The following is a 12,050-nucleotide window of genomic DNA, read 5'->3' on the forward strand; positions in this document are numbered from 1 at the left end:
AAAACAATAAACTTAATCATGAAGTAAGTTTTTATTTGAGATTATCTATTAAACAGATATAATTGTTTGTGTTAGGAGTAGATAAAATGCTTAGAGAAACGAGAAAAAAAGAATTAAAAGAACTTATATTCCTAAAAGCAGTACAGCTCTTCCAAGAACGCGGGTACGAAAATGTAACGGTTCAAGATATTACTACTGCATGCGGGATTGCAAAAGGAACTTTCTTCAACTACTTTCCGAAAAAAGAAAACATATTATTATTTTTAGGTGATTCACAAATTGAGCTATGGAATGAAAGTTTAAAAGCATATGAAAATGTGGAACATCCAAAAGAAAGAATCAAACTTGTTCTAGGTGACTTACTAGACCGATTTACTGGACATGGTGATTTAATGAATCATGCCGTCTTTGAGATTATAAAATCTAACTTCTTAGTAGAAAATGAATTAAAAAGTATACAACAGCTACAAGATGGTTTGTCTTCAATTATTGCAGAAGCAAAAGAGACAGGAAAATTAAACAGTCAATGGGATATACATATTATCACTTCTACTATTATGAGTACTTATTTTTATACACTAATGTCCCATTCACTATTACATGCTAATGAAATAAACGCGAAAAATATACTCAATCAACAATTAGATGTTGTTTGGGAAGGTATCAATCAAAAGTGATAGAGGGCTATACTACTAAGCCCTCTTATTGTGATGCACCCTCCCGCCTTTTCTCCAAAAATGTAATACTCTCAATCAGAACTTCCGTTATATAAATTCTCTTTCCTTGATCATCCTCGTAATTCCTCGTATGAATACGTCCGGTAATTCCTACAAGTGACCCCTTCTTACAATATTCAGTTACATTCTCAGCCGATTTTCTCCAAACGACACAATTAATAAAATCTACTTGTTGCTCACCTAAACTATTTCGAAAACCTCTATTCACCGCAACACATACTCGTGCATAAGCGACGCCTTGCTTTGTGTAGTATAATTCTGGCTCCTTTGTCAATCTACCGATTAATACAACTCGATTCATCATAAGTTATACCACCTCACATATTTTTCTTCATTGTAAAGAAAAATGTGTGAAGCGTAAAAAGCATAAAATAATATATTTTAAAGTAAAAAATATTATTTTATATCTTATAAAAATCAAAAAGAAACCTTACATATTTAAAACATGTAAGGTTTCAAAATTTATCCCGCTTTAATGGGCAGTAAGACCCCCACCTCACAATTCAGCGAAAGCAAAGAATTTAGGTGGGGGATCAACTGCCCATAAAAGTCCGATTGGTTCAACTAATAATCAGTGGGGGATGAAGAAAACCCCCACTGATTAAAGTTTCACTTTATACTTCACTGCAGGATATGTAATATCCACCGCGAGCCATCTTTATTTCAACGCGGTACATTACATTTTCTAAGTAAAAAGTAATCGGTTTAACTTTACTCTCGAATTTTAGTCTTTCATTACATTCAGCCGCATATCTTTCTATTGCTGAAGTAATAACTTCTGCTGATGGATACGTTAAAGCATCATCTAGTTCTATGAAAAAACTTTTAGAAAATAGTTTTTTCATAATTCCTTTCTTCTCTTTCATCATATTCCATCCCCTTTCAACTTACGTTATCAACATCCATATTATACCACTACCTCTATTTATCCTGTAGTAACGGGCAGTAAAATCCTAACTGATTAAAATTTCACTTTATCTTTGAAAATAAAAAAATCCTGCATTTTTCATGCAGGATTTTTTATTAGTCATTTTTCGTAAAGTAAGAAACAAAACGAAGAATTTCTAAGTATAACCAAACTAATGTAAGCATTAGTCCCATTGCAGTGTACCACTCCATATATTTCGGAGCTTGACTACGTACACCATTTTCGATTAAATCGAAATCTAGTAATAAGTTTAATGCAGCAACTACGATAACAACTGCACTAATAATAATACCGATTGTACCGCCTTGGTGAATGTACGGAACCGTTACACCAAACATGTTTAGTAGAAATACGACTAAGTACATAACCATAATTCCAAGTGTCGCTGCCATCACGCCTGTACGGAATTTATCCGTTACCTTTACTACGCGTGTTGCATATAACACTAACATTGCAAACAGAATTGAGATTGTTAGTAATACAGCATTTAAAACGATAGAATCGCCAAACTTCATTGTATAAACAGCTGAAATACTACCTAATACAACCCCTTCTACCGCCGCATAGATTGGTGCACCAAAAGGTGAAATACGCGGGAAGAACATAGACGCAAATGCGATGATTGCCGCAACGATTAAAGCACCAATTAATACTGGCATTTTCATCGTACCCTCTATCATCTGTATGTATGAATAGACAGACGTTGCAAGTAGCAAGATAAGCATAATAAACGTTTTGCCTACTGTTCCGCCAATCGTCATCGCAGAAGCACTTGCTCCCTCTTTACGGAATGCCTCTTTTTTCAACATTGGATTAGATGTTCTCATTTTTTCCCTCCTAAAATAGGTTCTACCAACAGTGTAAAGTTTTTCTCTTTACTTTTCAATATATGCAGCTTGTTTTTATTTTAATCCTTCAACGATGTCTGATAGTTCACTCCATCTTTCCATCGTTTTTTCTAGCTCTTCTTCTGTTTTTTGCTGTGCTTCAGACAATTCTTGAGCTTTCGTAAAATCAGATCCAACTTTCGCAAGTTCTTCTCCAATTGACTCAATTTTCTCTTCTAGTTCGGCAATTGTATCTTCAATTGTTTCCCATTCACGCTGCTCATTGTATGAGAGTTTACGTTTACGTTGTTGTTTCGGCGCTTCTTCTACCACTTTTTTCTCTTTTTGAACTTCCGCCTTCTCAATAAGTTCTTTCGTCTTTTCCATTTCTAAAAAGTCCGTATAACTACCTAGGAATTCACGCACTTCGCCTCCGCCACTAAAGATGAACAATTCATCTACTACTTTATCTAAGAAGTAACGGTCATGCGATACAGTTAAAACGACACCTGGGAAATCTTCTAAATAATCTTCCAGTACTGTTAATGTTTGTGTATCTAAATCATTCGTAGGTTCATCCAGTAATAGTACATTCGGTTCGCCCATTAAAATACGTAATAAAAATAAACGTCTTCTTTCACCACCAGATAGTTTACCCAGCGGTGTACCATGTGAATGCGTCGGGAATAAGAAACGTTCTAGCATTTGAGATGCACCAATTACTTTTCCATCTGTCGTATGAATCACTTCTGCAATCTCTTTAATGTATTCAATCATACGCTGATTTAAATTCATCTCTTCATTTTCTTGCGTATAATAAGCAACTTTTACAGTTTGTCCTACTTCAACTTCACCACTATCAGGAGATAGCTTACCTGCAAGCATATTTAAAAGAGAAGATTTCCCGCTTCCATTCGCTCCGATAATCCCGATGCGATCGCCCGGCTTCACTATATGATTAAAGTTGTGTAATACCGTTTTATCACCGAATTTTTTCGTTACATCTTTTAACTCAAGTACTTTTTTTCCAAGGCGACTCCCGCTAAGCGCAATATCAACGGACTGTTTTGCAGCTGGTCCTTCTTGACCTTTTAACTCATCAAATCGTTGAATACGTGCTTTTTGCTTTGTCGAACGAGCTTTTGCACCGCGGCGGATCCATGCTAGTTCACGGCGATATAAGTTTTGACGTTTTGATTCTTGCGCAATTTCTTGTTCTTCACGAAGTGCTTTCGCTTCTAAAAATGTACTGTAATTCCCTTCATAACTATACAGTTTTCCATTATCTAATTCGAAAATACGATTCGTCACACGATCTAAGAAATAACGATCATGGGTTACAAGTAATACGGCACCATTATATCGTGCCAAATATTCCTCTAACCATTCCACTGTCTCATGGTCAAGATGGTTCGTAGGCTCATCTAAAATTAATAGATCCGGTGTTTCAATAAAACATTGCGCCATCGCAATACGTTTTTTCTGTCCACCAGATAAATTTCCAACAGTTGCTGTAAAATCAGTTATTCCTAATTTCGTTAATAACGATTTTGCATTTGCATTTGCTTCCCACGCACTCATCGCATCCATACGTTGTTGCACTGCAAATAATTGTTCCTGTACTTTTTCATTACTTGGATCTTTTTCGATATTTAATAACGATTGTTCATAATCACGAAGAAGACGAATTAAAGGTGTATCACCATGGAACACTTGCTCTAATACTGTTAGTTTTTCATCAAACTCTGGTTGCTGTGATAAATAACTAATTGTATAACCACGTGAATGCGTCATATCACCTGTATCAGGAGTTTCTAACCCTGCAATAATTTTTAATAATGTCGATTTACCAGTACCGTTTACACCAATAATTCCGACACGTTGTCCTTCTGTAATACTACATGATAATCCATCAAATAACGGTTTTTCTCCGTATGATTTCGATAAGTTTTCCACAGTTAACATTTTCATATTTGTGCATTCCACTCTTTCATAAATTGTTCAATAAACTGTTCCATATAACGATGACGAACTTCAGCCTCTTGTTTTGCTGCGTTCGTGTTCATTAAGTCTTTTAGTTTCAAAAGTTTTTCATAAAAATGATTTAAAGATGGATCGTTATTTTTTCTATATTCATCTTTCGTTATCACTTCACGTGGAGGAATAGTTGGATCATACATTAATCTCCCTTTCGCTCCACCATACGCAAATGTGCGAGCTATTCCAATTGCTCCAAGGGCGTCTAAGCGATCTGCATCTTGAACAATCTTCCCTTCAAGTGACTCCACTTTACCGCCATGACCACCTTTATAAGACATATTGGCGATGATATGTAGAACATGTTTACTTTCCTCTTCTTCCACATGTAACTCTTCTAACCAATCAGAAACTTTTTTCATTCCTGCTTCTTCACTTTCATTTAACTTCTCATCTGCCACATCATGAAGTAATGCTGCCATTTCAATTATAAAACGATTTCCTCCTTCTTGCTCGGATAAAGAAATCGCCAGTTTATGTACGCGTTCAATATGATACCAATCATGCCCACTCGCATCTTTTTCTAAAATATGTTTTACAAAAGTAATTGTTTTTTGAATCTTTTCTTGTTTTGTCATTTTATCTTCACCCAGTTACTTATTGTAACACGCCCGCATTTTTTCATCACATATTTTCTTGTCCGCCCATACACTGAGTGGTAAGCATCATCATGGAGGAGGAATAAATATGTTCTATAATAATCAACCGCCGTATCCACAACAACCATTTTACCCTCAGCAACAGGAACAACGGTATGAAGAACAATATGAGGAATATGAGGAATATGAGGAACAAGAACAACAATTCGAACAAAATCCATACACAACAACGCAAAACCAAGAAGCTAATTATCAACAAAACGCATACGACACACGTCCAAATTATGATTACCCTCAAAACCCATATGCAGCACCGCAAAGTCAAGAACAACAATATCAGCAAAATCCATATGTAGCACCACAAAATCAAGAACAACAATTTCAGCAAAACCCATATGCAACAACGCAAAATCAAGAAACTGAATATCAACAAAATCCATACGACTCACGTTCAAATTATGAATACCCTCAAAATCCATATGCAGCACCACAAAATCAAGAACAACAATTTCAACAAAATCCATACGCAACTCAGCCTCAACACCCACAATATCAACCACAAATGTATCAACCAAACTATGACGCACGTGTTTCACCACCGGCACCACAAACTATTGATCCGACACAACCACAAATCTTACCGCCTGGACCAATTACAGAACCAACACAACAACAAATTCAACAAGTTGTCGGTACACAGTTTTTACCTTTAAAAAAACCTGTACTAGATTTCGTTAAACCTTGGGTAGATTATGGTTTAAATGAAGCAAAACATACATCACACAAACATGCTTTAACAGAAGTTGCTGCGATTATGTTTTTAGTTGGGAAAGGATTCAATCCTACGATTGCACATTATATTGTTGAGTCTTGGGAGAAGAATGAGCAGTTTTAGGGTTGTTCATTTCATGTTAAATAAAACAAAAAAAGTGTCACAAATGCCTGGTTTATAAGCATTTGTGACACTTTTTATTTGTTATGTTAAATATCATTTCAATACTGAATTACTGCAACTACCTTTTCCTTCTAGGACCAATAATTAATTTAATCGCCGTTCTTTCTTGATCATTAATAGTAACCTCTTGAAATGCCGGAACAAAGGCCAAATCAATTCCACTTGGAGCGACAAATCCTCTTGCAATCGCAATTGCTTTAATTGCTTGATTTAAAGAACCCGCCCCAATCGCTTGGATTTCTACATTTCCACTTGTTCTTAGTACACCTGCAATTGCACCTGCCACTGAATTTGGTTTTGATTTTGAAGATACCTTTAATATATTTTCCATGTAAGTTGCTCCCTCTATTATTTAATCGCTCTTTTGTTACGGTTTAAAATATTTCAACGTATCTTTTACTACTATTCACACCAAAAGCAAACAATGCTACATATGTACATTCATTCGATACTTTTCGTCTTCTTCCTGCACCACAACGTAAATAAAGGGAAACAATCATAAACTCTAATATACAAACGTTTTAAAAAACAGACATTCGCTTAAAATATGCGTGCCTGCTTTACTTCAATCTTTCAAGATATCCCACTGATATTTTCACCAAATCATTAACCTTTTCTTCTTCAAAAATTGTTACAACTACTATTCTATTACTATATTTCATCGTATTAGCACTTTTATACTCCAAATCTATCACCTTTTATATAAGACAGGCATAAACTACTATGAGTATACACTTCATTCATAATAGGAGGTAATATATTGGGTTCATACTATCATTATTCAAACTCATATAAAAAATGCTCATGCAACTCCTCTTCTAGTTCATATAGAAAATGTTCATGCGACCATTCACATAAAAAAAGCTGTCCGGCATACGGTACTTTTTGGCAAACTGAGTTTATAACTGTTCCGTTTGGAGGTCCTTTTCCATTTAATCACGTTGGCCCTATAGCAGGAGGAGTTTCCTTACTAAATCCTACTACTATACAATTTAGTCAAGCGGGGGATTATAGAGTTTCTTTTATTTCTACTATAAACACTACTTTAAATCCTGTATTTCCACATATCCCAGTCATGACTATATTTTTAAATAATAATCCACTTGCTAATAGTCAAGGTGACTTTGCTTTTCAAACGAATACTTCATCAAATAACGAATGTCTTCAACTAGTAGGCGAAACGATTGTTACAGTTCCCGCTAATTCAACTCTTCAACTGAAAAATAATAGTGGTTTTAATCGTCAAAGTATTATAACTTGTGATAATGGTATCAATGCAGTTGAATTAACAGTTATAAAACTAAGTTAATAAGCATCTTTTTTATTGAATAATGTTCTTTAAATTCCCATCATCGAACATAAATTCCATTGTATCTTTCAGTTAATCTAATAAACATGAAAAAAGTACCGAACTCTTCTACAAAAGTTCGGTACTTTTCATATTAAAAACTTCTCATTCTTTCTTACTTCTCCACATAAACCGACTTAACAATTGTACGATTATACGGTTGCCCTTCTTTATTCATCCCTTTTATATCCATCGTAACGTTATATACTCCTGGTTGCTTTATGTCCTTCAAAGCACCAGTAAATGTATTGTTATTAACATTTTGTAGTTCATTGTATTCAGAGACTAGTTTCCCTTCTTTATTCACGACTCTTACTGTTATGGAAAGATCCCCTTTCATTTCAGGTGCCACAGGTGATTTTTTCAGTTTATACTCAGATTTATTCGCTTTAACTTTTGTAGGCATTTGGAGAACAAATGGTGCGTCACTCTTGTAATCGCTTACAACTAAATATGCATCTTTCGACTGCTTCGCCATCATTTTAACTTTCCATTCTCCTACATCCATTTTATCAAATTTAAAAGTTCTAATTGTCGCACCACCAAAGAAAGATTCACCTTCACCAGTAGTTATAACGCTATCCTTATTTGTATACATTTTTCCTTTTGGTGATATCATTTGTACGTCTACATCAGAAGAAGCAGTTAAGATAGAAACGATTCCTTCTGCCTTTTTATCAACTGTAACGGTTTGCTCTATCCACTGATTTTGTGGCAATTCTCCTCCTAAAATGTTTTGATTTGAAGTTGTATTTAATTGTTCTATATTTTCATTTGAACTAGTACTCGATGCTACTAAAGCTGGTACGGCTACATTTGATGTGCGTAAATATGGTTCAATGCGAGAGAAAACAGCAGATCCTTTTCGTATATTATCATGATCAAATTTGGAATCTGTAAATAAATGCGTTCCATACGGTAACTTAGCACTCCACTCATTTACTAATCCATCATTTGAACCGTATGATGACAAATATAACCCACCCATAGATAAAGCAGAAAATACTGGTCCCCAGCTAGTCCCAGTAGCCGTATAGTAACGGTTTAATTTAGCTGCTGGATTATTATCAATCATTGAACGAAACTTTGCCATTTCCCCCATTTGTAATGAATACGTACCATCATCTTTTTGACCTAATATAGAAGCAAGCCATCCTGCCCACCAACTATATGATAAATCCGCTAAGTTTGATCCATGATGTGGCGTCGCAAGTGTAATAACATTTCCGACAAATCGATTTGCACCATATCCTACTAATGCAGCCTGTGTATCAATACCGCCTTTACTATGTGCTACAATATTAACTTTTTTACCGAAATGATTATATATTTCTTCTAATTTTTGTGCTAACAATTTTCCGTTGTCCCACTGACTAGCTGACCCTTTTCCAGCAGCATCATATAATTGTATAAAAACTGTTTGATAGCCTGCTTTCAAAGCATAATCATACATATCATTTATATCATGATACACTGTCTTACCATACCAACTATCAGCATTCCCATTCCTTCCTTGTACAAAAAGAATTGGAGGCTTATTCTCATCATAATTTGCAGGTTTTTGACCTAAAAACCATTCTCCAGGTGCAAATACTTCTTTATCTGGAAATCCCGTTTTAATTTCTTTTACTTCCTCCGCCTTTACCGTCGTACTAACAGCCATCGGAGTCATAATAAAACATGCGAGAAGTAATAACATATACCTTTTCAAAATCCTCATTAACATTCCCCCTTTTTTTGAAAGGAAGCACTATTTTTACTCTAGTTTTTTCTTACTTATTTTATAGGTGAAAAATAGTAACTGTCCTTTCTTATGAAACGTTATTCTCTCAACATGTATCCATTCCTTTTCCTATTGGACTCATTAAAAATTTCTCAACACATTTCCAACTAAAAAAGCTGCGTATAAAAGGTCTATATTATAACCTTTTATACGCAGCTTCTTTCTTATAAATCAATGATATACTCATCATCATATTTATCGTATTGGAGCCCTGATCCTAATTTGGATTCCGTAACTTGATCTCTTAAAAACGGTGCAGATTCCATTTTGCTAGTTGCAATTTCAATTCCATATTTTTTCGTTAAATGTGCTAATTCTATTAAAAACCACTCTCTTCGTAATGTAACTGGAATATCAAATGTTCTTCTTTTCATATATAATAGCACCTCTTTTATTTTCATAACTTAAAAAACATTATAGTATATGCATGTCCATTTTAAATGTGCTATTACTAAAATAATATTTTAGTTTACATAAAATAATTATGTACTAGTAGAAAGAGGCTTGTCCTCCTCTTTCTACTGTAGAGATTTAAATTAAGAACATCTTGGTACACCTAAAGCTAAGAATAAACCTGCTACTCCCGCAGTAATCGGTACTTTTAACGTAATAACATCGTCTACTTTCGTTACTAAAAAGAAAGCATTACCTTCTTGTAATATACAAGTTACCAATAATTGAAATTCCATTTAAACCCCCTCCTTTCAATCGATATATTACACTTTATGAATTTTCTTTAAAAATGTAATAGGAAATACATCTATTTTTCCTTATATATTAAATTAATGTTTATAAATCTATTAAAAATACTAATTTTCTAAATTTATATAAATCGTGTAATATCCAATAAGTTCCTATATAATCAATAGTGAAAATCTTACAAATGGAGGTATAAAAATGGCCATTTTGAGTAATATTGGTGCAGCTTTATTTTTTATTGCTTTTATTCTTTTAATTCTATGTATCATTTCATTCTTTAAGAAAAATGGAAAAGCAAAACAATACGGTCGTCCTGCCGTTATTCTTTTTATGATTTCGATTGTATTAATAATAACTAGTGCTGAGACTTCTAATAACCCCATTGTTGAATTCTTTTCTATTTTAAGTTTTGTTTTATTTGTTTTCTTCCTTGTGCTAGCAATCTTATCTGTAATTAAAAAGACAGGTGTAGCAAAAAAACAATTTATTATCACTGCTATTTTATTTGTCATTTTTGGTGTGTTATCAAGTATTTCAAACCCTACTTCTGAAAAAACGACAGCAACTAGTAAAAAAGTTGCTTCTAACAATGCAGAACAAAAAGAGAACGAGAAGAAAAAAGAACTAGCAAAGAAAGAAGCAGACGAAAAAACCCAAAAGCAAGAAGATGAGAAGCGTCAAGCAGAAGAACAAGTTCGTAAGCAAGAGGATGAAAAACGTCAAGCAGAAGAGCAAGCTCGTAAACAACAAGAAGAACAAAAACGTCTAGCTGATGAACAAGCTCGTAAACAACAAAAAGAACAAAAACGTCTAGCTGGTGAACAGGCTCGTAAACAACAAGAAGAACAAAAACGTCTAGCTGATGAACAGGCTCGTAAACAACAAGAAGAGCAAAAACGACAAGCTGATGAACAAGCTCGTAAACAACAAGAAGAGCAAAAACGCCAGGCCGAAGAGCAAGCTCAAACAAAACCAGCTGCAAGTAACAATAATAATGTAACTTACAAAAATTGTACTGAAGTTAAAAAGGCTGGAAAAGCTCCTATTCATAAAGGACAACCAGGTTATAGCTCTAAACTTGATCGTGATGGCGATGGAGTTGCATGTGAAAAATAGTAATGAAAAAAGAAGCTTAGTAGAAGCTTCTTTTTTTACTGTTACGTATAAAATCTAATTACTCTACCATTCTTGTAAGCAATATATCAATTTAAAATAGCATCTTATTTTTTAAATACTTGTAATATTAATCATTAACGGGATCTATACTCCAATTAATGATTTCAATATGTTTCACCTCCACTTTCCCTTTGACAAGAACATGTGGAATTAGGTGAAACATCCCGAATCTTCTACCCTTTTCATATTCCTCTCTGTAATATTCTTTTGTGCAGATATTTAATTACTTTAATTCTCTATATTCATTAAAGTTGATGAGTTCTATTTCACATTCTTTTAATTCTCTATTTGGTCCACCCCAATTATGCTTTGAGTACTTGTATATTGCCATACATTGGCCATTCAGTGCGCTAATAGGAATTTTATAAAATAGTTTATTTGTACGAATGTTTACTCCTATTTCCAACAATACTTTGTCAACTACCCCCACTGAGATGAAACGTTTCAGTCGGGGCTTGAGTTAGAACGCTAGGTCTTTTCATCTATCGCTAGACAATTTGACGCTCTAGCATTCATGCCACCTTATGGTAACACCCCAAGTATATTTTTGGTTGGTACTTGAAACGAACAATCGTTTTCCCACTTGCACCACTCAGATGAATCCGGCGTGTGCTACAAGCCCCGACAAGTCGAGTACACATGGATGGTTGACACACCCACTAAGCTATGCGCAAAGCAACAGCCTTACGTTTTTGCACTTCTAATAGAATCGGCGTTTTCACTTTCAGATTGCCATCCAATTCTACAACTCTTGATTTTTGCAATGTATTCAGCGCACCATTAATATCAGCATGGATACATGTTCCTGCTTTACTTTGGTACAGACCACGAGTAATTCTTTTGCCACTAAAGTGATAATGCGCCTTATCATCCTTAGACCAAACTGGAACCGGATCTTTATCAAGAAAACTAGCTTTTGAAGTATAGCTTTCTTCTTGTTTGAAAAATCGTATACCTTCTT

The 12,050-nt window shown here is 34.5% G+C and carries 13 protein-coding genes and 2 pseudogenes; 4 read left to right on the top strand and 11 right to left on the bottom strand.

The window, feature by feature from the left end:
• Positions 1-86 precede the first annotated feature (86 nt).
• Positions 87-677 carry a TetR/AcrR family transcriptional regulator gene (locus tag F8162_RS24010; protein ID WP_151630619.1) on the top strand — a complete coding sequence of 197 codons (591 nt, stop codon included), beginning with the start codon at positions 87-89 and terminating at the stop codon, positions 675-677.
• 25 nt (positions 678-702) lie between these two features.
• Here F8162_RS24010 and F8162_RS24015 read toward each other — a convergent pair whose 3' ends face one another.
• The 5 genes from F8162_RS24015 to F8162_RS24035 form a co-directional block, all read right to left on the bottom strand.
• On the bottom strand, positions 703-1,041 hold the full coding sequence (locus F8162_RS24015) for a single-stranded DNA-binding protein (protein WP_048540931.1): 339 nt from the start codon (positions 1,039-1,041) through the stop codon (positions 703-705).
• A gap of 310 nt (positions 1,042-1,351) precedes the next feature.
• Positions 1,352-1,606 carry a DUF4318 domain-containing protein gene (locus F8162_RS24020; RefSeq protein ID WP_151630620.1) on the bottom strand — a complete coding sequence of 85 codons (255 nt, stop codon included), beginning with the start codon at positions 1,604-1,606 and terminating at the stop codon, positions 1,352-1,354.
• A gap of 154 nt (positions 1,607-1,760) precedes the next feature.
• Positions 1,761-2,492 (bottom strand): Bax inhibitor-1/YccA family membrane protein, encoded by a 732-nt coding sequence (locus tag F8162_RS24025; RefSeq protein ID WP_001260642.1) that lies wholly within the window; start codon positions 2,490-2,492, stop codon positions 1,761-1,763.
• 75 nt (positions 2,493-2,567) lie between these two features.
• A complete protein-coding gene (locus F8162_RS24030) occupies positions 2,568-4,463 on the bottom strand; it encodes an ABC-F family ATP-binding cassette domain-containing protein (RefSeq protein ID WP_061679547.1) in 1,896 nt (631 codons plus the stop codon).
• Positions 4,460-5,107 carry an HD domain-containing protein gene (locus F8162_RS24035; RefSeq protein ID WP_151630621.1) on the bottom strand — a complete coding sequence of 216 codons (648 nt, stop codon included), beginning with the start codon at positions 5,105-5,107 and terminating at the stop codon, positions 4,460-4,462. Before F8162_RS24035 ends, F8162_RS24030 begins: the two co-directional genes overlap by 4 nt.
• A 109-nt stretch (positions 5,108-5,216) precedes the next feature.
• On the opposite strand from F8162_RS24035, the gene F8162_RS24040 reads away from it, so the two are divergent.
• A complete protein-coding gene (locus F8162_RS24040) occupies positions 5,217-6,023 on the top strand; it encodes a hypothetical protein (RefSeq protein ID WP_151630622.1) in 807 nt (268 codons plus the stop codon).
• Positions 6,024-6,141: 118 nt separating this feature from the next.
• On the opposite strand, the gene spoVS is transcribed toward F8162_RS24040, so the two are convergent.
• Positions 6,142-6,414 (bottom strand): stage V sporulation protein SpoVS, encoded by a 273-nt coding sequence (spoVS, locus tag F8162_RS24045; RefSeq protein WP_088096245.1) that lies wholly within the window; start codon positions 6,412-6,414, stop codon positions 6,142-6,144.
• A 429-nt stretch (positions 6,415-6,843) separates the two neighbouring features.
• Here spoVS and F8162_RS24050 point away from each other — a divergent pair, with 429 nt between their 5' ends.
• Positions 6,844-7,392, top strand: coding sequence for a preprotein translocase (locus F8162_RS24050; RefSeq protein WP_151630623.1), 549 nt, complete (start codon positions 6,844-6,846; stop codon positions 7,390-7,392).
• Positions 7,393-7,546: 154 nt separating this feature from the next.
• On the opposite strand, the gene F8162_RS24055 is transcribed toward F8162_RS24050, so the two are convergent.
• The 3 genes from F8162_RS24055 to exsG form a co-directional block, all read right to left on the bottom strand.
• Complete coding sequence (locus F8162_RS24055; RefSeq protein WP_413226536.1) at positions 7,547-9,130, bottom strand: esterase/lipase family protein; 1,584 nt, start codon at positions 9,128-9,130, stop codon at positions 7,547-7,549.
• A gap of 248 nt (positions 9,131-9,378) precedes the next feature.
• Positions 9,379-9,588, bottom strand: a complete 210-nt coding sequence (locus tag F8162_RS24060; protein ID WP_151630625.1) for a hypothetical protein — start codon at positions 9,586-9,588, stop codon at positions 9,379-9,381.
• 162 nt (positions 9,589-9,750) lie between these two features.
• Positions 9,751-9,903: an exosporium protein ExsG gene (exsG, locus tag F8162_RS24065; RefSeq protein ID WP_000395678.1), complete on the bottom strand. Its 153-nt coding sequence runs from the start codon at positions 9,901-9,903 to the stop codon at positions 9,751-9,753.
• Positions 9,904-10,111: 208 nt separating this feature from the next.
• Here exsG and F8162_RS24070 point away from each other — a divergent pair, with 208 nt between their 5' ends.
• On the top strand, positions 10,112-11,029 hold the full coding sequence (locus F8162_RS24070) for an excalibur calcium-binding domain-containing protein (RefSeq protein WP_151630626.1): 918 nt from the start codon (positions 10,112-10,114) through the stop codon (positions 11,027-11,029).
• Between the two features lie 127 nt (positions 11,030-11,156).
• Here F8162_RS24070 and F8162_RS24075 read toward each other — a convergent pair.
• Both F8162_RS24075 and F8162_RS29165 read right to left on the bottom strand, forming a co-directional pair.
• Positions 11,157-11,504, bottom strand: a pseudogene (locus tag F8162_RS24075) (group-specific protein); the annotation flags it as partial.
• Positions 11,505-11,748: 244 nt separating this feature from the next.
• Positions 11,749-12,050, bottom strand: a pseudogene (locus F8162_RS29165) (RNA-guided endonuclease TnpB family protein); the annotation flags it as partial.

Source organism: Bacillus sp. CH140a_4T, assembly GCF_008923725.1.
Taxonomy (GTDB): domain Bacteria; phylum Bacillota; class Bacilli; order Bacillales; family Bacillaceae_G; genus Bacillus_A.

Coding starts and splice junctions, on each gene's coding strand:
- F8162_RS24010 (WP_151630619.1), top strand. CDS start 87: ATGCTTAGAGAAACGAGAAAAAAAGAATTAAAAGAACTTATATTCCTA.
- F8162_RS24015 (WP_048540931.1), bottom strand. CDS start 1,041: ATGATGAATCGAGTTGTATTAATCGGTAGATTGACAAAGGAGCCAGAA.
- F8162_RS24020 (WP_151630620.1), bottom strand. CDS start 1,606: ATGATGAAAGAGAAGAAAGGAATTATGAAAAAACTATTTTCTAAAAGT.
- F8162_RS24025 (WP_001260642.1), bottom strand. CDS start 2,492: ATGAGAACATCTAATCCAATGTTGAAAAAAGAGGCATTCCGTAAAGAG.
- F8162_RS24030 (WP_061679547.1), bottom strand. CDS start 4,463: ATGAAAATGTTAACTGTGGAAAACTTATCGAAATCATACGGAGAAAAA.
- F8162_RS24035 (WP_151630621.1), bottom strand. CDS start 5,107: ATGACAAAACAAGAAAAGATTCAAAAAACAATTACTTTTGTAAAACAT.
- F8162_RS24040 (WP_151630622.1), top strand. CDS start 5,217: ATGTTCTATAATAATCAACCGCCGTATCCACAACAACCATTTTACCCT.
- spoVS (WP_088096245.1), bottom strand. CDS start 6,414: ATGGAAAATATATTAAAGGTATCTTCAAAATCAAAACCAAATTCAGTG.
- F8162_RS24055 (WP_413226536.1), bottom strand. CDS start 9,130: ATGTTATTACTTCTCGCATGTTTTATTATGACTCCGATGGCTGTTAGT.
- F8162_RS24060 (WP_151630625.1), bottom strand. CDS start 9,588: ATGAAAAGAAGAACATTTGATATTCCAGTTACATTACGAAGAGAGTGG.
- exsG (WP_000395678.1), bottom strand. CDS start 9,903: ATGGAATTTCAATTATTGGTAACTTGTATATTACAAGAAGGTAATGCT.
- F8162_RS24070 (WP_151630626.1), top strand. CDS start 10,112: ATGGCCATTTTGAGTAATATTGGTGCAGCTTTATTTTTTATTGCTTTT.